Source organism: Bradyrhizobium sp. SZCCHNRI1029 (genome assembly GCF_032487555.1).
GTDB lineage: Bacteria > Pseudomonadota > Alphaproteobacteria > Rhizobiales > Xanthobacteraceae > Bradyrhizobium.
The window spans coordinates 35,716-56,897 of the sequence record NZ_JAUEUK010000001.1; the positions used below are offsets into that span (position 1 = coordinate 35,716).

The following is a 21,182-nucleotide window of genomic DNA, read 5'->3' on the forward strand; positions in this document are numbered from 1 at the left end:
CGATTCCGGACGCAGATGTGATCGAGGCCGCTCCCTTGCCGCCACCTCGGGCTGTTCAAATCGGAGCGCAGATATGGTTCGTGATGCTTTCGCCGTCCCGATCGGGCACGATAGCAACAGAGGTTTGAGGTTCATCAATGCCGAACGACGTCTCCCGCCGTGATCTTGCAAAGCTGGCCGGGCTGGCCGCCCTCGGGGCGGCCAATGGCCCGGCGCAAGCGGAGGAGGGCGCGGTGAAGGAGGATGCCGGGCGGCGGTTTCCCGCCGATTTCGTGTGGGGGACGGCGACGTCGTCGTACCAGATCGAGGGCGGGGCCACGGCCGATGGCCGTGGGCCGTCGATCTGGGACGTGTTCACGCATTTGCAGGGCAACATCGAGGACGGCAGCACCGGCGACGTCGCCTGCGATCACTACAACCGCTACAAGGACGACGTGCGGCTGATCAAGGAGCTCGGCTGCCGGGCCTATCGGTTCTCGATCGCCTGGCCCCGGCTGTTTCCCGACGGGGGGCTGACTCCCAATCCGAAGGGCCTCGACTTCTACAACCGCCTCGTCGACGAGCTCCTGGCCAACGGCATCACGCCGTACGCAACGCTGTATCATTGGGATCTGCCGCAGGCGCTGCAGGACCGCGTCGGCGGCTGGCTCTCGGTCGACACGGCCAGGGCCTTTGCGCACTATGCGGGCTACGTCGCCGAGCATCTCGGCGACCGTGTGAAGACCATCTTCACCATCAACGAATGCGGCCGCTTCGTTCCGTTCGGCTATGGCCTCGGCGTCGACGCGCCCGGGCTGAAGCTGCCGCAGCAGCAGGTCAACCAGGCGCGCCATCACGTGGCGCTGGCGCACGGTCTCGCCGTCCAGGCCATCCGATCCGGCGGGCGCGCCGGCATGCGCGTCGGCATGGCCGAGAACATCACGGCCTGCCTGCCGGCGATCGACACGCCGGAGAACATCCGCGCCGCCGAGATCGCGACGCGCGAATTGAATGCCGGCTTCCTCAACGTCATCCTCGAGGGGCGCTACACGGAGGGTTTCCTGGCGTGGTCCGGCAAGGATGCGCCGAAATTCACCGCCGACGAACTGAAGATCATTTCGGCGCCGGTCGATTTCGTCGGCCTCAACATCTACGCGCCGCAAGCGTATGTCGTCGCGTCGGACCGCGCGACCGGATTCGACGTGCTGCCGATGCCGTCCTCGTTCCCGCACATGAGCTCACCCTGGCTGCTGGTCGGTCCGGAGACGGCCTATTGGGTGCCGAAGCTCGCCGCCAAGATCTGGAATCTCCAGACCATCTACATCACCGAGAACGGCACCTCCTCGGACGACAAGCTGACCGCCGATGGCAAGGTCCACGACCTCGACCGCGTGATGTATCTGCGCAACTATCTCGCCCAGCTGCAGCGCGCAACGTCCGAGGGCGTGCCCGTGAAGGGCTACTTCCTGTGGAGCCTGCTGGACAATTTCGAGTGGGTGTTCGGCTACAAGCAGCGCTTCGGCATCTATCACGTCGACTTCGACACCCAGGTGCGCACGCCCAAGCTCAGCGCGTCGTACTACCATCACGTGATCAGCCGCAACGCCGTGAGCGCGTGAAGCGCCGCGACGCCACCCGGGGTCCCGCCGGGCGCAGTCCGCGCCATTCAGGCGGCCGATGTGCCGTCGGCATCCGACGCATTGAGTGTCGGCGCGCCGGCCTTCACGTCGCGATTGCAAATCCATGATGCGGAAAGCACACCTCGTGCGACTCTTTTGCGCGCATGCCGTTTTCGTGGCGAAAGCTGGCTGCAGATGACGTAAACCGGCAATCTGCCGGCCCCTCAAGCGAGTTTTCCAGCATGCAAGTTTCCGTTGTTTGTCCGCCAGCCGTCCGCGCGGGCGTTCTGTTCTGCGTCCTCGGAGTGATCGCTGGCTCCAGCGCCTGGGCCCAGGGAGCCGCGAACGATGCGGCCAAGCCCGCCACGGAGCAGTCTGCCGCGCCGACGGCCGAAAAGCCCGTAGAGTCCGAGCCGAAACCCGCGGTTGCTCAAACCAGGCCCGCCGAGCAGCCCTCGGATGCCGCCGGCAAGCTTGCGGCCGAGCCTAAGAAGACGGCCGAGAAGCCCGGCGAGCCAGCCGCTGCGGACACCAAACCCGTTCAGGCCACAGACAGCGCGAGCCAGCAGCCGGCGGACAAAGTATCAACCGAAAAAACCGCGACGGATGCTGCGGCCGAGAGCAAGCCGGCCGAGGCCAAATCCGAGACCAAGGTCGAACCGAACTCCGGCACCGACGTCGGCCAGAAGCCGGCCGTGACCGAGTCGAAACCGGCAGAGCCCGCTCCGGCCGTTCAGCCCGCCGCCGTCGCCAAGGACGCGCCCGCACCGGAGAAAGCCGAAGAGAAGGCTGCGGAGAGCAAGCCCGCAGCCGCGGCGCCCGCCGAAAAGCCGGCTGCCGCCGCCGAGGTGAAGCCCGCGGTTGCGCCGGCCGAGCCCAAGACATCCGCGCCGCCGGCCGCAGTTTCTTCCGCGGCCACGCCGGGGAAGGCGGCTGCGAAGCAGGACACCGCGTCCCCGTCGGCCAAGCCCGGACGGCACGGCCACGCGCATGCCCAACATGCCGAGGACGACGCCAAGCCCGCCAAGCGCGAGCAACGCGTCCGCAAGCCCAAGAGCGAACAGAAGAGCGAAATGAAGCGGGAGGCGAAGAGGCGGGGTGTGAACTGCAAGAGCTTCCGCACCTATGACGCGGAGAAGGGCATCTACCGCGGCTACGACGGGCGCGTTCACACCTGCTCGTAACGGGCCGATAAGGGGCCGATCGGCAAGCGCGCGGATCGGCGGCGGCCAAGACCGCCACCGGTGAGCACGGCCGATCACACCATCAACGCGGCATCGGCGGCTGAATGCCCGAGGTGTTGCGGGTAAAGAGTGTCCCGAACGTCGAGCCCTGCGGCTGCGCCGGCTGCGGCCGGGCCATTCCCGTGGTGGTCCGCTGCTGCGGCGTCACGATGATCTGCTGGGGCGGGCCTGGGGGCACCGTGCCGCGTGCCTGCACCGACTGGTTGGACATTCGTGACACCAGACGCATCAGCTGATCCTGGCCGGCTTGCAGCTGCTCGATGGCGCGGGTGTGATCGCGGCTGGCCTGATCCTGCGTCGACTTGATCTGTTCGATGCCCTGCTGCAGATCGGCGATGTCACGCGCCATCCTCTGCATCAACGTCGCGGGCTCGCGGGGGCCGGTGGTGTCTTCCGCTCCCCTCAGCGAGGCATTCGACATCATGGCATCCTCGCTACCCTGCTGGGCTGACGCCTCGTCCTGCGGAGCTTCGCTGGCGCCCGGCATCCAACGGTCCATCAGCGAGGTGCCGGCGTCGCGCTGCGACCAGGCGACCGAGCCACCGACCAGCACGACCAGCAGAGCGAGACCCACGGCGTTGCGCCCGCGCAGCCTGCCGAGCGGTGCCTTCATCCGCGCCCAGCGGCTGGCCCCGGCGTCTGCCGCCCCGCTCGTGCTCGCTGCCGCCGCGGCATCCGCCGCCACGCCGGGCCTCTCGATCGCCGCGAGCCGCGTATCGATCCGGGTCAGCACCTCACGCAGGACCCGCCGGTACAGTTGATCATAGCTTGTCTTCTCGGGCTTCCCAGGGGCGAGGCCGATCTCGCTCTGATCAATCTGTTGCACGTTCTGTGTGGACTGCATTGCTGATCCCCAAACCCTTGGCCCGCCGCCGACGCCGATGTTCTCTTTGAATTTTCAAACGTGACTCGACCCGCCGCTTTGGCCGAAAGCAAGACAGCGTCGTGACGAGGAGGGGGCCTTTTCGGACCATCTCTCCCTCGCTGCAGCGCCAGTCGATCGCTTCGAGAGGCCTGAATCGCCCTCTTGTTGCGCGCTGCCGAGCCTTCGAGGTACTATCCGACCGATGTTCTTGGGGGGATTGGGGCCGGTGCAAAGCTTGATTGTCATTGCGCGCGCAATGTTGTGCGCAGCGTTCGTCGTCCTGTCCGCTCACGCGCAGGCCGTGCCTCTGGATGAGGCCACGCGCAAGGCTGAACTGATGGCGGCCTGGCAGGCGGCGAGCCAAGCGGGCACCGACGGACCAAGCGACATCGTGCTGATCGACCAGGGCACGCTGAAGCTGCCGGCCGACTACTTCTACGTCCCGAAGAACGAAGGCCTGCGGGTCCTTCGCGCGCTCGGCAACGTCGTCAACGACGCGACCTTCGTCGGGCTGGTCGTCGGCAGACGCCAGAACGACGACTGGATGGTGGTCATCAAGCACATCAAGGAAGGCTACATCAAAGACGACGACGCCAAGAGCTGGAACGCGGACGATCTGCTGAGCAACCTTCGCGCCGGCGCCGACGAGGCGAACAAGGACCGTGCGGCGCGCGGATTTCCGGAAATGGCCGTGGTCGGCTGGGTCGAGCCGCCGGCCTACGACGCCACGACGCATCGTCTCGTCTGGTCGCTGCTCGCCAAGGAGAAGGGCCAGCCCGACGATGCGCCGAAGAACGTCAACTACAACACCTACGCACTCGGGCGTGACGGCTATTTCAGCCTGAACCTCCTGTCCGGCTCGGAGCGGATCGCGGGCGACAAGGCGGTGGCGCACGAGCTGCTGTCCGATCTCTCCTACAATGCCGGCAAGCGTTATGAGGATTTCAGTGCCAGCACGGATCGGATCGCCGAATATGGATTGCTGGCGCTGGTCGGCGGCGTTGCCGCGAAGAAGCTCGGGCTGCTGGCGCTGGCCGGTGCGTTCGTCCTGAAGTTCGCCAAGATCATCATCTTCGCCGTCGTCGGCGCCGGGGCCGCTGTCATGAACTTCCTGCGCCGCAAGCCGCGCGGCGACAACGCGGGCGGGCCGACGTGAAGGCTCTCCTGCTGATCCTGTTCTCCGGCCTGAAATGGGGGAAGCTCGCCATGAGCGGCGGCACGATGCTGCTGTCGCTGGTCGTCTATGCCGGCATCTGGGGCTGGCGCTATGCCGCCGGCTTCATTGCGCTCCTGTTTGCCCATGAGATGGGACACTACGTCGCCGCACGTCAGCGCGGCCTCGACGTCGGCGCTCCCGCCTTCATCCCGTTCGTCGGCGCCCGGATCGCGCTCAAGGAGCAGCCGGTCGACGTCGAGACGGAGGCCTATGTGGCACTCGCCGGTCCGCTAGTCGGGACCGCGGCCGCGCTTGCGGTCTATCTGTGGGCGCGATCGGACGACAGCAATCTGCTGCTTGCGATCGCCTATTCCGGCCTGTTCCTCAACCTGTTCAACCTGCTGCCGATCTCGCCGCTGGACGGCGGCCGCGTCACCAGCGTGCTGAGTCCGCGCATCTGGCTGCTTGGCGTTCCCATGCTGCTGGCCTTGATGCTCTATCGGCCGAGCCCGATGCTGATCATCATCGCCATCCTCGCAGCCCCGCAACTGATGAAGGCCTGGCGCTACGATCCCGGCGCGCCCGAGAACGTCGCCTATTATGGCACGACGCTGCAGACGAAGCTCGAATATGCCGGGACTTATCTCGCGATCGCGGCGCTTCTCGCCGTCATGACCTACGACGTGCACGAGATGCTTGGGCACGTGCGTCAGTTTGGCTGAGTTGAGGTTGCCGCTTCAGTCGAGAAGCTTCATGTAGGTCAAAGGGCACCGCCTCGTCGTAAGGGATCGCCTCGTCGTAAGGACGTGGCCCTCTTCAACTCGGAATATCCGCTGCTGCAATGCAGCGGATATATTTGGTCCGCGCGCAGGAACCATGCAGTCCTGTAAGACATTCCGTGAGCCATGAGCGCGGCGCGCTATCACAATGCGCTGAGCGCAGAGCACGTCTCGGGATGTTCCCTTGCTCACTGGCATGTGGGAGACCAAAGTCGAGCCTGCCCGTCAGAGGCATAAGGATTCGGGAGGTTTCATGATTTCGCTCAAGTCCATCTTGCTTGCGAGCTGCGCAACTGCGCTCGTCTCCTCGGCCGCCTGGGCCGCAGACCCGATCAGGATCGGTGTCATCTCCGAGGCACAGGCCGTCGCCGGCTCGTCGATCGCACCCGCAGCGCAATTGGCCGCCGAGGAGATCAACGCCAAGGGCGGCATCGACGGGCGCAAGATCGAGATCGTCGTCTACGACAATCACTCCTCCTCGGCGGAATCGGTGCGCGCCTTCCAGCGCGCCGTCAGCGAGGACAAGGTCAACGCGGTCATCGCGAGCTACATCTCCGAGGTCGTGCTGGCGCTGGAGCCGTGGGCAGGGCGCTTCAAGACGCTGATGATCACGCCCGGTGCCGCGTCCGACGTCATCACCCAGAACATCGCCAAGAACTACGACCAGCTCAAATACACCTTCCACGGCTATCTGACCTCGACCTCGTTGGCCGGCCTCGTCTGCGACGCGGCCAAGGACCTGCTGGTCGAGCCCTACAAGATGAAGACCGCGGTGATCATGAGCGAGGACGCGGCGTGGACGACGCCGCTCGACGCCGGCTACGAGAAATGCCTGCCGGAGATCGGGCTCAAGGTCGTCGACCATATCCGCATGTCGCCTGACACCACCGACTTCACGCCGATCTTCAACAAGATCGAGGGCCTGAAGCCGGACGTCATGATCACCGGCATCTCGCATGTCGGCACCCAGCCGACCGTGCAGTGGAAGAGCCAGCAGGTGCCGATCCCGATGTTCGGCATTTCCTCGCAGGCGACCAACTCGACCTTCTGGAAAGACACCAACGGCGCCGTCGAGGGCGTCATGTACAATGCCGTGTCGGGACCGGGCGTCGCGGTGACGCCGAAGACGCTGCCGTTCGTGGAGGCCTATCAGAAGAAGTTCGGAAACTTCCCGTCCTATGCCGGCTACACCTCCTATGACGACGTCTACATGATCGCGGATGCGATCCATCGGGCCGGCGGCACCGATCCCGACAAGATGGTCGAGGCGATGGAAGCGACCGACTATGTCGGGACGATCGGCCGCATCGCCTTCAAGCCGAAGGGCGACCCGAACCCGCACGCGCTGCGGACCGGAAAGGGCTACATCACCGGGCTGATGCTGCAATGGCAGAACGGCAAGCAGGTCAACGTCTGGCCCAAGGAGCTCGCCGCCGGCACCGCCACCTGGCCGTCCTTCATCAAGCTCAAGGCGGCCAGCAACTGACGCATCGCGGGCCGCTCCTTCAAGGAGCGGCCCATTTTCTTGGTGCCTCAGTCTGACGTTGCAGGTCGATTTTCAATGCTTTTCTGGCAGATCTTGATCGATGGCTTTGCCATCAGCGCGCTGTATGCCCTCGGCGCGACCGGCTTCACACTGATCTTCGGTGTCTCGGGCGTGCTCAACCTTTCCCACGGCGCCATCATGGTCGGCGCCGCGGTTGCAGCCTGGGCTGCCGCCAGCGAATTCGGTGTCGGGCCCTACACCGGCGCGCTGATCGGAGTCCTCGCCGGCTTCATTTTGGCCTTCGCCACCTACTTCATCGCCGTCAGGCCGATCCAGCGCTCCAAGGTGATTGCTGAATCGGAGAAGGAGATCTTCATCCTGACCGCGACGCTGCTGTGGGGCATCATCATCCAGGAGGCGATCGCATATTTCTTCACCAACAATGCCAAGACCGTGCTGCCGATCGTCGAGGGCGTCACCACGGTGTTCGGCGTGCGCACACCACGCAACGAATACTTCACCGCCGTGATCTGCTGGGTGGCCATCGGGCTGTTGTGGTTCCTGGTCAACCGCACCAGGCGCGGCAAGGCTGTCATGGCGGCGTCGATGAATCCGCGCGGCGTCACCTTGCTGGGCATCGAACTATCGTCGATCTACCTCACCGTCTGGGCCATCTACGGCCTGCTGGCGGGGGTGGCCGGCATCCTGCTCGGCATGTTCTTGGGGGTCAGCTCCTACAGCGTCGGGCCGCTGACGGCGAGCGCGTTCTCGATCGTGGTGCTCGGCGGCCTCGGCAGCGTGTCGGGCTCCCTGATCGCGGCCTATGTGGTGGGCTATCTCGAGACCGGAACGGCCTATCTGATCTCGCCGGCCTACCGGACGATCCCGGCGCTGCTGCTGCTCGTCGTCGTCATGTATCTGCGCCCGCAAGGGCTGTTCGGACGGAGGTGAGCATGCCTGCATTCGTTACGTCGCGGCTGTTCTGGATCGCGCTCCTGACCGTGATCGTGGCTCTGGTCCTGCCGGCCTACGTCTCGGGCTACGTCCTCGGGCTGCTGACGGTCGCGTACTACACGGCCGTGTTCGCGATGTCCTGGGACCTGCTGTTCGGCTTCGCCGGCGAGGTCAATTTCGGACCGACCTTCCTGATCGGCGTCGGCGCCTATACGGCCGGCATTCTCGATGCGCACTTCTCGCCGGGCCTGTCGATCTGGCTGTGCATCGCCGCCGGCGCCCTGGCGGCGGTCGTCGGCGGCGTCGTGCTGGCGCTGCCGGCGCTGCGCGTCAGCGGGCCGTATTTTGGCCTGACGACGCTGGTCGCCGTGCTGATGCTGCAGAACTTCATCGTCGTCGCCGCGGGGCTGACCGGCGGCGAGATCGGCCTCGCCGTGCCGGACGTGATCTCGATCGACGCCAAAACCAACTACTGGATCGCGCTCGGCTTCATGCTGGTGAGCGGTGCGATCCTGTTCGGCTTGTCGCGCAGCGCCATCGGGCTGATCCTGCAGGCGAGCGGGCAGGACAAGATCCAGGCCGGCGCGCTCGGCTTCAATGTCACCAAGCACAAGCTCGCCGCCTTCGTCGTCAGCGCGTTCTTCTCCGGGCTCGCCGGCGCACTGATGGTGTTCTACATGGGCACGGCCTCGGTCTCGACCTTTGTCGATGTCGGCGTCGGCGTGCAGATCATCATCGCCGCGGTGCTCGGCGGCCGCCGCACCGTCATCGGCGCCGCGATCGGCGCGATCTTCCTGATCGGCATGGGCGAGCTGCTGCGGCCGCTCGGCGAGCTCGCCACCCTGATCGTCTCGGTGATCGCGCTCGTGGTCATCCTGTTCTTCCCCGACGGCTTCCTCGGCATGATCAGGGGAGGGGCCAAAGCATGAAACAAGGCATGAGCAGCGCTCCGATGCTGGAAGTCAGCGGCCTCACCAAGCGCTTCGGGGGCCTCGTCGCCGTCAAGAATTTGAGCTTCTCGATCCGCCGGGGTGAGATCCTCGGCCTGATTGGGCCGAACGGCTCGGGCAAGTCGACCGCGATGAAGAGCGTCATGGGCGTCGAGCGGCCGACCGCGGGCTCGGTCAGGCTCGACGGCATCGAGCTCGCCGGCCTGCCGTCGCACCGCATCGCGCGCATGGGCGTCGGGCTGGTGTTCCAGCATTCGCGGCCGCTGGCGCGCCAGACCGTGCTGGAGAACATCAAGGTCGCGCTGCTGCCGGACAAGTTGACGCGGCTGTTCGCCGACAAGGACGTCGATGCCAGGGCGCGCGCTATCGCCGAGCGCGTCGGCCTCGGCGGCGTCATCGACCGGCGGCCGCCGACGCTGGCGTTTGCCGATCTGCGCCGGCTCGAGCTCGCCAAGGCTGTCGCGCGCAGCCCGAAGCTGGTGCTGGTCGACGAACCCTTCGCCGGCCTCACGGCGTCCGAGGTCGCCGACTTCTCCGAGCTCATCCGCGAATTCCGCGACGACGGCCACGCGGTGCTGCTGGTCGACCACAACGTCAAGAGCGTGTCGGCACTGGTCGACCGCGTGCTGGCGATGTATCTCGGCGAGAAGATCGCCGAGGGCAGGGCGACCGAGGTGATGCAGGACGAGACCGTCCGCCGGGTCTATCTCGGCGGCGCGCTGGTCTCGACCGCGCGGCCGGAGGCGAGCTTCAAGGACGTCACGCCGGCGCTGCAGGTCGACAAGGTCGGCGTGCTCTACGGCAAGGCGCAGGCGCTGCAGGACGTCTCGCTGCACGTCCATGAGGGCGAGTTCGTCTCGGTCGTCGGCCTCAACGGCGCCGGCAAGACGACGCTGTTCAACGCGATCTCGGGCCTGGTGCCGTATTCGGGCGACGTGAAGTGGGCAGGGCGCAGCCTTGCCGGCGGCACGGCGGCGCAGATCGCCCGCTCAGGCATCGTGCAATGTCCGGAAACGCGCGAATTGTTCGGCGACATGAGCGTGCGCGAAAATCTCGAGCTCGGCGGCAATGCGCTGTCCGACGCCGAGCGTGCCGAGCGGCTCGAATGGCTGTTCGGTCTGTTTCCGATCCTCAAGTCGCGGCAGCCGCAGCTGGCGCGCACGCTGTCCGGCGGCGAGCAGCAGATGCTGGCGATCGCGCGCGCACTGATGATGAAGCCGAAGCTCCTGATCCTCGACGAGCCGACGCTCGGACTTGCGCCGGTGATCCTAGAGACGTTGTCGAAGGCGCTCGATCGACTGCGCGAGACCACCAAGATCACGGTGCTGCTCGGCGAACAGAACGTCACCTTCGCGCTCCCGCACGCCGACCGCGTCTACGTGCTGGATCATGCCAAGATCGTCTGGGAAGGCCCGCCGGATCGGTTCGAGGCCGAAGCCGCGGCGAACTATCTGTGAGGGACGGGGGCAGGGAGCAGGGGTGTCCCTGCGCCCTGCCCGGATCTCATGAGTTCGGAGCTACGGGAAACGAGGCGGGCGCGCCTGTGGCGGCCGGGGCGCGAGGCGCGCCGCGGCGCCGACGGTCGTCGGCTCGGTCTTCGCTGCGCGGAACGCGCGTGCGAGCTGGTCCTGGCTGGCCTGCAGCTGTTCGATCGCCCTGGCGTGATCGCGGTTGGCCTGCTCCTGGCTGGACTTGAACTCCTGAAACCCGCTCTGCAGTTCGGCCACGTCATGCGCGATCTTGTCGATCAGCGGCGCGACGTCCCGGTCGGGAGCAGAGGGCACGTCATGCTCCGGCGTAGCCTCCGCCATCGCGGAGGATGGATCGCTGGCGCGCGTTGAGGTCGATGCCGATGACGTCTCCGGTGTTGGTGAAACGGATGGTGATGGTGAGGCAGGGCCCGTCTCGGCCGCACTCGATCCGTTCGCCGCCGTCTCCAGCGCCACCGGCGGATTCGCCGCCTGAGCATTCTCACGCCGGATGGATTGAACCGCCGCTTCGATCCGGTCGGTGACGGAGGTGATGGTCTCGGTATGGTCCCGCGCCAGGGTGATGGCAGCGCCGATGAGCCCGGCCGAGGCCATCAGCGTGATCATGGCCCGCAATACGGGCCGGCGCCGGGCCGGAGGAGGCGTTTCCACGTGCTCGCTGCCTGCAGCGGGTTCGATAGCCTCGACCGCATCAGCGGCGGCCTGGGCCTCGATGTCGGCGATCCGCTGATCGATACGTGCGCGCACCTCGGCCAGCACCCGCTGATAGATCTCCTCGCAGACAGCGTCGTCAGGCGGCAGCGCGACATCACCCGGATCAACTTCCTTCGACGTCGACTGAACTGGCATGTCTTCGGATCCCATTCACGATACGCCCGTGCCCAATCCTGAAGGATGCGGTTTTGACCTCTGGGCTTTGACCAAACGAAGACTGCGGGGTGACGAGGCGGGGGCGATTTCGCACAGGCGCCGACGTGCGCTGGGCGGGCCGATGTGCGGCTTCCACCGTCAGGCAGTCGTCCATAGCCAATTCGCATAAGGTATATTATGGAATATTTATATGCGTAGCGAGTTCAACGACTTGGCGCCAAATCCTCGAATTTGCGGCAGCCGCGGGCCCTTCAGAACCCCCGGCCAGCCCGAGCTGACGGGCGTTCGCCATAGCCGAGACTCGCGCTGCGCATGACCTGCTGCGAACGCCGATATTGCTGCTGCGGCTCATCGCTGCAATAAGCGCAGACGACGTCGCTGATGTCGCTGGATTCGTCCGGCGATGCTTGCGGCGGCGCGATGCAACAAGAAGAAGCTTCTCCAGGGAGAAACGAGCATGAGCCTGTCACGACGCGCGCTGTTGAAGGCCTCCGCGGCGACAGCCGTACTGGGTGGAATTGGCACCGTCGCAGCGCCGCATGTGGCGCGCGCGCAGAGCGCCGAGTTCACCTACAAATACGCCAACAACCTGCCCGACTCCCATCCGCTCAACGTCCGCGCCAAGGAGATGGCGGCGGCGATCAAGGCCGAGACCGCCGGCAAGTTCGACCTGCAGATCTTCCCGAACAACCAGCTCGGTTCCGACACGGACATGCTGAGCCAGATCCGCTCCGGCGGCGTCGAGTTCTTCACGCTGTCCGGCCTGATCCTGGCGACCCTGGTGCCGGCCGCGTCGATCAACGGCATCGGCTTCGCGTTCCCGGACTACGACACGGTCTGGAAGGCCATGGACGGCGATCTCGGCGCCTACGTGCGCGGCCAGATCAACAAGGCCGGCCTCGTGGTCATGGACAAGATCTGGGACAACGGCTTCCGTCAGACGACGTCGTCGACCAAGCCGATCAATGGGCCCGACGACCTCAAGGGCTTCAAGATCCGCGTGCCAGTGTCGCCGCTGTGGACCTCGATGTTCAAGGCGTTCGAGGCCGCGCCCGCCTCGATCAATTTCAGCGAGGTCTATTCGGCGCTGCAGACCAAGGTGGTCGAGGGCCAGGAAAACCCGCTGGCGATCATCTCGACCGCCAAGCTCTACGAGGTACAGAAATACTGCTCGCTGACCAACCACATGTGGGACGGCTTCTGGTTCCTGGCGAACCGCCGCGCCTGGGAGGCCGTGCCGGCCGACATGCGCGCGATCGTCGCCAAGCACATCAACGCGGCCGCCGTGAAGGAGCGTGAGGACGTCGCCAAGCTCAATGCCGGCCTGCAAGCAGAGCTCGCGTCGAAGGGCCTGACCTTCAATCAGCCCAACGTCGCGCCGTTCCGCGACAAGCTGCGTACCGCCGGCTTCTATGCCGAGTGGAAGGGCAAATATGGCGACGAGGCCTGGGCGCTGCTGGAAAAGGCCGTCGGCAAGCTGTCGTAACCTAGAGCGTGATCCGGAAAAGTGGGACCGGCTTTCCGAAACGATCATGCTCAAAACAAGAATGACGTAGACGCGTTCGGGTGACGTCATGGCGCATGCCGAGTTCACGGAAATTGCGATCAGCGAGGTGGTCATCGAGATCCCTCGCCGCCGGTCCTGGCTCGATGGCTTGGATGCCTTGCTGGGTCTCCTGGTCGAGATCCCAGCCGCGCTGCTGGTCGTGGCCGAGATCGTCATCCTGTTCGCGGGCGTCGTGGCGCGCTACGTCCTGCACCGGCCGCTGATCTGGTCGGACGAGCTGGCCTCGATCCTGTTCCTGTGGCTCGCTATGCTCGGCGCTGCGGTTGCGTTCCGCCGCGGCGAGCACATGCGGATGACGGCAATGGTGGCGCGCGCCAGCCCCGGCTTGCGCGCCTATCTCGATCTGGTCGCGACGAGCGCGGCGCTGGCGTTCCTTGTCATGATCGCCTGGCCGTCCTGGGAGTACGCCTACGAGGAAAGCTTCATCACGACGCCGGCGCTGCAGATCGAAAACATCTGGCGCGCCGCCGCGCTGCCGGTCGGCATCGGACTGATGGCGCTGTTCGCCCTCGTCCGTCTCGCCCGCACGGCCAGCGTCAGGATGATGCTGCTGGCTGTCGTCTCTATCGCAGCGATCATCGCGCTGTTCTGGGTGGCGCAGCCGCTGCTGAAGCCGCTCGGCAACATCAACCTCGTGATCTTCTTCGTCGGCGTGGTCGGCTTGTGCGTCTTCGCCGGCGTGCCGATCGCGTTCGCCTTCGGGCTCGCGATCTTCGGCTATCTGGCGCTGACGACGCGTACGCCGCTGATGGTGCTGGTCGGGCGCATGGACGAGGGCATGAGCCATCTCATCCTGCTGTCGGTGCCGCTGTTCGTCTTTCTCGGCCTGCTGATCGAAATGACCGGCATGGCCCGCGCCATGGTCGCGTTCCTGGCGAGCCTCTTGGGTCACGTCCGCGGCGGGCTACATTACGTGCTGGTCGGCGCGATGTATCTCGTCTCGGGCATTTCCGGCGCCAAGGCGGCCGACATGGCGGCGGTCGCGCCGGTGCTGTTTCCGGAGATGAAGGCGCGCGGCGCCAAGCCCGGCGATCTCGTCGCCCTGCTCGCCGCCACCGGCGCACAGACCGAGACAATCCCGCCGAGCCTGGTGCTGATCACGATCGGCTCCGTCACCGGCGTCTCGATCGCGGCGCTGTTCACGGGCGGCCTGCTGCCGGGCGTGGTGCTGGCGATCACGCTGTGCGCGCTGGTGTGGTGGCGTTACCGCAACGAGGACATGAGCGGTGTCCGCCGCGCGACCGGAGCCGAGATCGGCAAGGCCTTCATCGTCTCGCTCCCTGCCCTGGCCCTGCCCTTCGTGATCCGCGCTGCCGTCGTCGAGGGCGTCGCGACGGCGACGGAGGTCTCGACCATCGGCATCGTCTATGGCGTGCTGGCGGGCCTGCTGGTCTATCGCCGCTTCGACTGGCGCCGGCTGATGCCGATGCTGATCGAAACGGCGGCGCTGTCCGGCGCCATCCTGCTGATCATCGGGACGGCGACCGGCATGGCCTGGGGCCTGACGCAGTCCGGCTTCTCACGCGCGCTGGCGGCGGCGATGACCGGGCTGCCGGGCGGCCCGGCGACGTTCATCGCGGTCTCGATCGTCGCCTTCACGATCCTGGGCAGCGTGCTCGAGGGCATCCCGGCGATCGTGCTGTTCGGGCCGCTGCTGTTTCCGATCGCGCGTGCCGTCGGCGTGCACGAGGTGCATTATGCCATGGTGATCATCCTGGCGATGGGAATTGGTCTGTTCGCACCGCCGTTCGGGGTCGGATATTACGCCGCCTGCGCGATCGGCCGGGTCGATCCCGCGGAGGGCATCCGCCCGATCTGGGGCTACCTGCTGGCGCTTCTCATCGGCCTCGTCATCGTTGCGATTTTTCCGTGGATTTCGATCGGGTTCCTGTAAACTCTTCAGATGACGAGGGAGGGTGGTGATGAGCACGAACCAGTATCAGCTCGGTCTGGACAAGACGCCGGCCAACTACGTGCCGCTGACCCCGCTCAGCTTCCTGGCGCGCAGCGCGGCCGTCTATCCCGACCACGTCAGCACGGTCTATGAAGGCCGCAGCTTCACCTGGCGCCAGACCTATGACCGCTGCCGGCGCTTCGCGTCGTACCTCGCGGGCCGCGGCATCGGCGTCGGCGACACCGTGGCGGCGATGCTACCGAACATCCCCGCGATGAACGAGGCGCATTTTGCCGTGCCGATGGCCGGCGCCGTGCTCAACACGCTCAACATCCGCCTCGATGCGTCCTCGATCGCGTTTCAGCTCGACCACGGCCAGGCCAAGATCATCCTGGTCGATCCGGAATTCTCCGGCGTGATCAGCGAGGCGCTCAAGCTGATGAGCGGCCCCAAGCCGTTCGTGATCGATGTCGACGATGCCTCCTATGCCGGCGGCAGCCGCATCGGCGAGATCGAGTACGAAGCAGCCGTCGCCTCGGGCGATCCCAGCTTCGAGCCGCGCCGTCCCACCGACGAATGGGACGCGATCGCGATGAGCTATACGTCTGGCACGACGGGCAATCCCAAGGGCGTCGTCACCCATCACCGCGGCGCGTACCTCAACGCCGTCAGCAACATCCTCGCCGGCGGGCTCGGCCAGCATCCGGTCTATCTCTGGACCCTGCCGATGTTCCACTGCAACGGCTGGTGCTTCCCCTGGACCATGGCCGCTGCGGCCGGCGTCAATGTCTGCCTGCGCAAGGTCGAGCCGACCAGGATCTTCGAGCTGATCAAGACCCACGGCGTGACGCATATGTGCGGCGCGCCGATCGTCTACAACGTCCTGATCAACGCGCCCGACGCGCCCAAGGGCAAGCGCGACAAGCCGGTGGTGGGGCTGATCGCGGGCGCCGCGCCGCCGGTCGCCGTGCTCGAAGGTGCCGAGAGCATCGGCATCAAGCTGACCCATGTCTACGGCCTGACCGAGGTCTACGGCCCCGCCTCGGTCTGCGCCGAGCAGCCCGGCTGGGACGACCTGCCGGCGCCTGAGCGCGCGCGGCTGAAGCGGCGCCAGGGCGTGCCCTATCCGCTGCAGGAAGCCGTCACCGTGCTCAATCCGGAGACGATGCAGGAGGTGCCGCGCGACGGCGAGACCATCGGCGAGGTGATGTTCCGCGGCAACATCGTCATGAAGGGCTATCTCAAGAACGAGAAGGCGACGCAGGAAGCGTTTGCCGGTGGTTGGTTCCACACCGGCGACCTCGGTGTGCTCGACCAACAAGGCTACGTCATCATCAAGGACCGCTCCAAGGACATCATCATCTCCGGCGGCGAGAACATCTCCTCGGTCGAGGTCGAGGACATCCTCTACAAGCACCCCGCCGTGATGTTCGCGGCCGTCGTCGCCAAGCCCGATCCAAAATGGGGCGAAGTCCCCTGTGCCTTCGTCGAGCTGAAGGACGGCGCGCAGGCGACCGAGGCCGAGATCATCGCCTATTGCCGCAGCCACATGTCCGGATTCAAGACGCCGAAGGTGGTAGTGTTCGGCCCGATCCCGAAGACGTCGACGGGCAAGATCCAGAAATTCCTGCTGCGCAACGAGGTGAACTCGGCCAAGGCGATCTCGGCGTAGGTGCCCATGAGTAGGGCGGGTTAGCGCCTCGGCGCGTAACCCGCCGTCCTTGACGCCAGAATGGCGGATTGCGCTCCGCTAATCCGCGCTACGCACTGCGCTCGCAATGACGAAAATGATCAAGAGCCCCTGCTCTTCTCCGAATAATATTGCGGCGCCTCGCGTCGGTCGTACATGCCGTAGTCGCGGGTGACTTCGACGACGCGGATGTTGTCGGCGCCGGGTTCGGTGAGCAGGCGCGTGCTCATGGCAATGCCCCTAGCTTCGTCCGGCAGTTCGATGAGATGCGCGAAGCGTTCTTCCCGGTAGACGCTGGAGAAGCTCGCGACCGGCAGGTCCTTCACGCCGCTCAATTGCGGGGCCGCCGTCTCGACGGCCAGCACATAGGTCGGCGCACGCCGCTTCGGATCGTTGTAGGTGCCACGCCGCTCCGGCTGCCACGCCGCCTGCCCCGGCCTCACCTCGTGGACCAACTCCGCGACGCGCAGGCGGTAGTCGGAGAACACCTTGTCGCGGCCGAGGGTCTGGATGTCGTGATGATGGGCATGGACGCGCCAGGCGGTCATGGCGCCCTCGTCCTGCCAGATCTGGTAGGACAGGATCAGATTGTCGCGCGACAGGCTCCGGAAGCGGTCGAGGAACAGGCAGCCGCCGAGCGCATCGAGCTCGGGCCGCAGCGCCGCGGCGAGTTGCAGATACTGGTCGAGGCGGCCCGGCTTGACCTCAACCTCGAAGAACAGCGACAGCATGGCAGCGTCTCCGTGTTTTTGGACGTCGGCTGAACTTCAAACGCGGTGGCCATCGCAGCCGGCCGCGCATGAAGGTCATTGCGAGCGAAGCGAGGCAATCCAGAAGCATTCCGACGACTCTGGATTGCTTCGTCGCCTTCGGCTTTTCTCAATGACGGCCTTGGCCGACGGACGATCGCCCTACCCGACCTCCAGCCGCATCCCGTCATAGGCCGGCACCACGCCCGCCGGCAGGCTCTGGCGCAGCACCTCGTAGTCGAGATCGGCGGTCATGTTGGTGATGACGGCGCGCTTCGGCTTGAAGCGCTCGATCCAGGCCAGAGCGTCGTTGACCGAGAAATGGCTCGGATGCGAGGCAGGGCGCAGGCCGTCGACGATCCAGAGGTCGAGATCCTCCAGCGCGCCCCAGCTCTCCTCGGGGATGTCGTTGAGGTCCGGCGTGTAGGCGGCATCGCCGATGCGATAGCCGAGCGCGGGGATGTTGCCGTGCTGGACCAGGAACGCCGTCAGCTTCAGCTCGCCGCCCTTGCCTTCCACCGCCTGGGTCTCGCCCGCCTCGATCGCGTGCTGGGTCAGGATCGGCGGATAGTCGCTTCCCGGTGGCGAGATGAAGCAATAGGAGAACCGGTGCATGATGTCTTTCGCGGTCGACTGGTTCAGGTAGACCGGAATGCGCCGGCGCTGATGCATCACCACCGAGCGCAGATCGTCGATACCATGGGTCTGGTCGGCGTGCTCGTGCGTGAGAAACACCGCGTCGATGTGATCGACGTTGGTGTCGATCAACTGCTCGCGCAGATCCGGCGACGTGTCGATCACGACCCGCGTGACGCCATGGGCTCCGCAGCGCTCAGCCAGAAGCGAGCAGCGCCTGCGGCGGTTCTTCGGGTTGCTGGGATCGCAGGCGCCCCACCCCAGCGCCGGGCGCGGCACGCCGGCCGATGAGCCGCAGCCGAGGATGGTGAGCGTCGTCGTCATGCAGGCACCTCGGGCCGCGGCACCTTGGAGAACAGCTTGAAGAAGGTCTCGGTGGTCTGGCGCGAGAATTCCTCGAACGAGACGCCGCGGGTTTCCGCCAGCACCTTCGCCGTCTCGACGACGTAGGCCGGCTCGTTGCGCTTGCCGCGGAACTTGCCGGGCGCGAGATACGGCGCGTCGGTCTCGACCATGATGCGGTCGGCCGGCACCTCGGCGGCCAGCGCGCGAAGTGCGTCCGACTTCTTGAACGTCACGATGCCCGTGAACGAGATGTGCAGTCCGAGGTCGATCGCCTTCATCGCCAGCTCACGCCCGCCGGTGTAGCAATGCAGCACGGCCTGGAAAGGTCCGCGCGCCATCTCCTCCTCGAGGATGCGGCTGCACTGCTCGTCCGCTTCGCGGGTGTGGATCACCAGCGGCAGGCCGGTTTCGCGGGCGGCTGCGATATGCGCGCGGAACCCGCGCTCCTGGGCGTCCTTCGAGCCGTGATCATAGAAGTTGTCGAGTCCGGCCTCGCCGAGCGCAACCACCTTGGGGTGATCGGTCAGCGCGATCAGCTCCTCGGCCGGAATGCCGTCCTCCTCATCCGCATTGTGCGGATGGGTGCCGACCGAGCAGAACACGTTCTCGAACCGCTCGGCGATGGCGAGCAGCTCGGGCAAGCGCCGCACCCGCGTCGAGATCGTCACCATGCGGCCGACGCCGGCGGCGGCGGCACGCGTGACGATGCCATCCAGATCCTCGGCGAAATCCGGAAAATCCAGATGGCAATGGCTGTCGACCAGCATCACGCCGCCGTCGGCTCGATGTAGCGCGGGAACACCGCCTGCGGTGCCGGCAGCTGCGTGCCAGCCGCAATCCGGACGTCGCCGCCGAGTCGCGCAAAATTCCGTTCGTCCTCGGGAATGCCGAGGCTGTCGAGCAGCTTTGCCGACGCGGCCGGCATCACCGGCTGGGTCAGGATCGCGACCTGACGGATGACCTCGGCGGTGACATAGAGCACCGTATGCTGGCGCTGCGGATCGGTCTTCGCCAGCGCCCACGGCGCCTCGCCCGCGAAATAGCGGTTGGCCTCGGCCACGACCGACCAGACCGCATTGAGCCATTGGTGGATCTGCTGCGTCGCCATGGCTTTCCGCGCCGCGCCGATCATCGCATCGGCCTCCGCCAGGATCGCCTTGTCATTGGCCGAGAACTCGCCGGGCTCCGGCAGCACGCCGCCGAGCTGCTTTGCGATCATCGACAGCGAGCGCTGTGCGAGGTTGCCGAGGTCGTTGGCGAGATCGGCGTTGATGCGCGCGACGATCGCCTCGTGATTGTAGTTGCCGTCCTGGCCGAACGGCACTTCGCGCAGGAAGAAATAGCGCAGCTGGTCGACGCCATACTGGTCGGCAAGATTGAACGGATCGACGACGTTGCCGACCGATTTCGACATCTTCTCGCCCCTGTTGAACAGGAATCCGTGGGCATAGACCCGCTTCGGCACGGGCACGCCCGCCGACATCAGGAACGCCGGCCAGTACACCGCATGGAAGCGGATGATGTCCTTGCCGATGACGTGCACGTCGGCAGGCCAGTATTTCCAGTTCGCATCGCTCTCGTCGGGAAAGCCGACGCCGGTGATGTAGTTGGTCAGCGCGTCGACCCAGACATACATCACGTGCTCGTCGTCGTGAGGCACACGGACGCCCCAGTCGAAGGTGGTGCGCGAGATCGACAGGTCCTTCAAGCCGCCCCTGACGAAGCTGATGATCTCGTTGCGGCGCGCATCCGGCCCGATGAAATCGGGCTGGCTCTCATAGAGCGCGAGCAGCTTCTCCTGATAGGCCGACAGGCGGAAGAAATAGCTCTTCTCCTCGACCCACTCCACCGGCGTGCCCTGCGGTCCGCGGCGGACGTTGTCCTCGCCGACGACGGTCTCATCCTCGGCGTAATAGGCCTCGTCGCGTACCGAGTACCAGCCCGCATAGCTGTCGGCATAGATGTCGCCATTCTCGCGCATGCGGTTCCAGATCGCCTGGACGGAGCGATGGTGCGCGGGCTCGGTGGTGCGGATGAAGCGGTCGAACGAGACGTTCAGCCGCTCGTCCATCTCGCGGAACCGGCCGGCATTGCGGGTCGCGAGTTCGGACGGCGTCATGCCCTCGTTCTGCGCGGTCTGCACCATCTTCAGACCGTGCTCGTCGGTGCCGGTCAGGAAGTACACGTCCTTGCCGTCGAGCCGCGCAAAGCGCGCGATGGCGTCGGTCGCGATCGCCTCATAGGCGTGGCCGATATGCGGGTTGCCGTTGGGATAGGCGATCGCTGTCGTGACGTAGAAGGTGTTCTTGTCGACGGGAGCTGCGGCGACCTGCGCTACGATCTCGTCGATCTCGACGACCACGGCCTCGACCTTCGGCTTGCGGGGTGCCTTCGGCTTCGCGGCGCGTGGCGGCTTCGGCGCTTCAACGATGGCCGGCGCGACCTTCTTCGGTGCGGCCGGCTGTTTCGGAGCGGCGGGCTTCTTCGCTGCCGAAGGCTTGTTCGTTGCTGCCGCGGGCTTGGCGGCCGTCTTCTTGACCGGCGGCGTGGCGGGCTTTGCCACGGCCTTCTTGGCCGCAGACTTCGCAGCTTTCTTGACCGCTTTCTTGGCGGCGCTCTTCGAAGCTTTCTTGGCCGCGCTCGCCGCCGGGGCTTTGCTCTTGGCTTTCGCGGGCGCCGTCTTGGATTTGGCGGTCTTTTTCTTGGCGTCCTTGTCCTTCGCCGCCTTCGCCTTGGCGGCGCTGGCCTTGCCCTTCGCAGGCCCCTTGGCGGCAGCCTTCTTCGCGCCGCTCTTGCTCGCGGGCTTGCCCTTCTTCACGCTTGTCTTGCTGGCCTTCGCCACGGCAGATTCCTCTTTGACGACGTCGGTCGACGGATTGATCCTGATGATCCCGGGATGATGGTCGGTG

General features: G+C 65.8%; 17 protein-coding genes. 11 read left to right on the top strand and 6 right to left on the bottom strand.

The window, feature by feature from the left end:
* The first annotated feature begins 137 nt into the window (after positions 1 to 137).
* Together QW861_RS00135 and QW861_RS00140 are read left to right on the top strand one after the other, a co-directional pair.
* Positions 138 to 1,598 (top strand): GH1 family beta-glucosidase, encoded by a 1,461-nt coding sequence (locus QW861_RS00135; RefSeq protein ID WP_315751548.1) that lies wholly within the window; start codon positions 138 to 140, stop codon positions 1,596 to 1,598.
* Between the two features lie 242 nt (positions 1,599 to 1,840).
* The gene (locus QW861_RS00140; protein WP_315751550.1) at positions 1,841 to 2,782 is read left to right on the top strand and encodes a hypothetical protein; all 942 of its coding nucleotides are present in this window, start codon (positions 1,841 to 1,843) and stop codon (positions 2,780 to 2,782) included.
* A gap of 82 nt (positions 2,783 to 2,864) precedes the next feature.
* On the opposite strand, the gene QW861_RS00145 is transcribed toward QW861_RS00140, so the two are convergent.
* The gene (locus QW861_RS00145) at positions 2,865 to 3,686 is read right to left on the bottom strand and encodes a hypothetical protein (RefSeq protein ID WP_315711919.1); all 822 of its coding nucleotides are present in this window, start codon (positions 3,684 to 3,686) and stop codon (positions 2,865 to 2,867) included.
* Positions 3,687 to 4,008: 322 nt separating this feature from the next.
* Between QW861_RS00145 and QW861_RS00150 the strand changes: the two genes are divergently transcribed.
* From QW861_RS00150 to QW861_RS00175, 6 genes are all read left to right on the top strand, one after another.
* Positions 4,009 to 4,863: a DUF2167 domain-containing protein gene (locus tag QW861_RS00150; RefSeq protein WP_315711920.1), complete on the top strand. Its 855-nt coding sequence runs from the start codon at positions 4,009 to 4,011 to the stop codon at positions 4,861 to 4,863.
* Positions 4,860 to 5,585: a site-2 protease family protein gene (locus tag QW861_RS00155; protein WP_316192548.1), complete on the top strand. Its 726-nt coding sequence runs from the start codon at positions 4,860 to 4,862 to the stop codon at positions 5,583 to 5,585. The genes QW861_RS00150 and QW861_RS00155 overlap by 4 nt, the downstream gene beginning before the upstream one ends.
* Positions 5,586 to 5,895: 310 nt before the next feature.
* The gene (locus tag QW861_RS00160; protein ID WP_316192549.1) at positions 5,896 to 7,128 is read left to right on the top strand and encodes an ABC transporter substrate-binding protein; all 1,233 of its coding nucleotides are present in this window, start codon (positions 5,896 to 5,898) and stop codon (positions 7,126 to 7,128) included.
* A 75-nt stretch (positions 7,129 to 7,203) separates the two neighbouring features.
* Positions 7,204 to 8,079, top strand: a complete 876-nt coding sequence (locus QW861_RS00165; protein ID WP_315751552.1) for a branched-chain amino acid ABC transporter permease — start codon at positions 7,204 to 7,206, stop codon at positions 8,077 to 8,079.
* A gap of 2 nt (positions 8,080 to 8,081) precedes the next feature.
* Positions 8,082 to 9,011 carry a branched-chain amino acid ABC transporter permease gene (locus QW861_RS00170; RefSeq protein ID WP_315751553.1) on the top strand — a complete coding sequence of 310 codons (930 nt, stop codon included), beginning with the start codon at positions 8,082 to 8,084 and terminating at the stop codon, positions 9,009 to 9,011.
* An 8-nt stretch (positions 9,012 to 9,019) separates the two neighbouring features.
* Positions 9,020 to 10,489: an ATP-binding cassette domain-containing protein gene (locus tag QW861_RS00175; protein WP_315751555.1), complete on the top strand. Its 1,470-nt coding sequence runs from the start codon at positions 9,020 to 9,022 to the stop codon at positions 10,487 to 10,489.
* A 60-nt stretch (positions 10,490 to 10,549) separates the two neighbouring features.
* Here QW861_RS00175 and QW861_RS00180 read toward each other — a convergent pair whose 3' ends face one another.
* Positions 10,550 to 11,281, bottom strand: coding sequence for a hypothetical protein (locus QW861_RS00180; RefSeq protein WP_315711927.1), 732 nt, complete (start codon positions 11,279 to 11,281; stop codon positions 10,550 to 10,552).
* A 568-nt stretch (positions 11,282 to 11,849) separates the two neighbouring features.
* On the opposite strand from QW861_RS00180, the gene QW861_RS00185 reads away from it, so the two are divergent.
* The 3 genes from QW861_RS00185 to QW861_RS00195 all read left to right on the top strand — a co-directional run bounded on the left by QW861_RS00185 (position 11,850) and on the right by QW861_RS00195 (position 16,525).
* The gene (locus QW861_RS00185) at positions 11,850 to 12,878 is read left to right on the top strand and encodes a TRAP transporter substrate-binding protein (protein ID WP_315827609.1); all 1,029 of its coding nucleotides are present in this window, start codon (positions 11,850 to 11,852) and stop codon (positions 12,876 to 12,878) included.
* An 88-nt stretch (positions 12,879 to 12,966) separates the two neighbouring features.
* Positions 12,967 to 14,853 carry a TRAP transporter large permease subunit gene (locus QW861_RS00190; RefSeq protein ID WP_315711929.1) on the top strand — a complete coding sequence of 629 codons (1,887 nt, stop codon included), beginning with the start codon at positions 12,967 to 12,969 and terminating at the stop codon, positions 14,851 to 14,853.
* A 28-nt stretch (positions 14,854 to 14,881) separates the two neighbouring features.
* Positions 14,882 to 16,525, top strand: a complete 1,644-nt coding sequence (locus tag QW861_RS00195; RefSeq protein ID WP_316192550.1) for an acyl-CoA synthetase — start codon at positions 14,882 to 14,884, stop codon at positions 16,523 to 16,525.
* Between the two features lie 119 nt (positions 16,526 to 16,644).
* Here QW861_RS00195 and QW861_RS00200 read toward each other — a convergent pair whose 3' ends face one another.
* The 4 genes from QW861_RS00200 to metG form a co-directional block, all read right to left on the bottom strand.
* The gene (locus QW861_RS00200; protein ID WP_316192552.1) at positions 16,645 to 17,274 is read right to left on the bottom strand and encodes an antibiotic biosynthesis monooxygenase family protein; all 630 of its coding nucleotides are present in this window, start codon (positions 17,272 to 17,274) and stop codon (positions 16,645 to 16,647) included.
* Positions 17,275 to 17,454: 180 nt separating this feature from the next.
* On the bottom strand, positions 17,455 to 18,252 hold the full coding sequence (locus QW861_RS00205) for an MBL fold metallo-hydrolase (RefSeq protein WP_316175404.1): 798 nt from the start codon (positions 18,250 to 18,252) through the stop codon (positions 17,455 to 17,457).
* Entirely contained in the window at positions 18,249 to 19,040 is a 792-nt protein-coding gene (locus tag QW861_RS00210) for a TatD family hydrolase (RefSeq protein WP_316192553.1), read from the bottom strand. The genes QW861_RS00205 and QW861_RS00210 overlap by 4 nt, the downstream gene beginning before the upstream one ends.
* On the bottom strand, positions 19,040 to 21,115 hold the full coding sequence (metG, locus tag QW861_RS00215) for a methionine--tRNA ligase (protein WP_316192554.1): 2,076 nt from the start codon (positions 21,113 to 21,115) through the stop codon (positions 19,040 to 19,042). The genes QW861_RS00210 and metG overlap by 1 nt, the downstream gene beginning before the upstream one ends.
* Positions 21,116 to 21,182 lie beyond the last annotated feature (67 nt).

What these genes read in the sequence shown, in the direction of transcription:
- QW861_RS00195 (WP_316192550.1), top strand. Translation starts at nt 14,882, where the DNA reads ATGAGCACGAACCAGTATCAGCTCGGTCTGGACAAGACGCCGGCCAAC.
- QW861_RS00135 (WP_315751548.1), top strand. Translation starts at nt 138, where the DNA reads ATGCCGAACGACGTCTCCCGCCGTGATCTTGCAAAGCTGGCCGGGCTG.
- QW861_RS00190 (WP_315711929.1), top strand. Translation starts at nt 12,967, where the DNA reads ATGGCGCATGCCGAGTTCACGGAAATTGCGATCAGCGAGGTGGTCATC.
- QW861_RS00145 (WP_315711919.1), bottom strand. Translation starts at nt 3,686, where the DNA reads ATGCAGTCCACACAGAACGTGCAACAGATTGATCAGAGCGAGATCGGC.
- QW861_RS00210 (WP_316192553.1), bottom strand. Translation starts at nt 19,040, where the DNA reads ATGCTGGTCGACAGCCATTGCCATCTGGATTTTCCGGATTTCGCCGAG.
- QW861_RS00200 (WP_316192552.1), bottom strand. Translation starts at nt 17,274, where the DNA reads ATGCTGTCGCTGTTCTTCGAGGTTGAGGTCAAGCCGGGCCGCCTCGAC.
- QW861_RS00175 (WP_315751555.1), top strand. Translation starts at nt 9,020, where the DNA reads ATGAGCAGCGCTCCGATGCTGGAAGTCAGCGGCCTCACCAAGCGCTTC.
- QW861_RS00170 (WP_315751553.1), top strand. Translation starts at nt 8,082, where the DNA reads ATGCCTGCATTCGTTACGTCGCGGCTGTTCTGGATCGCGCTCCTGACC.
- QW861_RS00185 (WP_315827609.1), top strand. Translation starts at nt 11,850, where the DNA reads ATGAGCCTGTCACGACGCGCGCTGTTGAAGGCCTCCGCGGCGACAGCC.
- QW861_RS00165 (WP_315751552.1), top strand. Translation starts at nt 7,204, where the DNA reads ATGCTTTTCTGGCAGATCTTGATCGATGGCTTTGCCATCAGCGCGCTG.
- QW861_RS00160 (WP_316192549.1), top strand. Translation starts at nt 5,896, where the DNA reads ATGATTTCGCTCAAGTCCATCTTGCTTGCGAGCTGCGCAACTGCGCTC.
- QW861_RS00205 (WP_316175404.1), bottom strand. Translation starts at nt 18,252, where the DNA reads ATGACGACGACGCTCACCATCCTCGGCTGCGGCTCATCGGCCGGCGTG.
- QW861_RS00140 (WP_315751550.1), top strand. Translation starts at nt 1,841, where the DNA reads ATGCAAGTTTCCGTTGTTTGTCCGCCAGCCGTCCGCGCGGGCGTTCTG.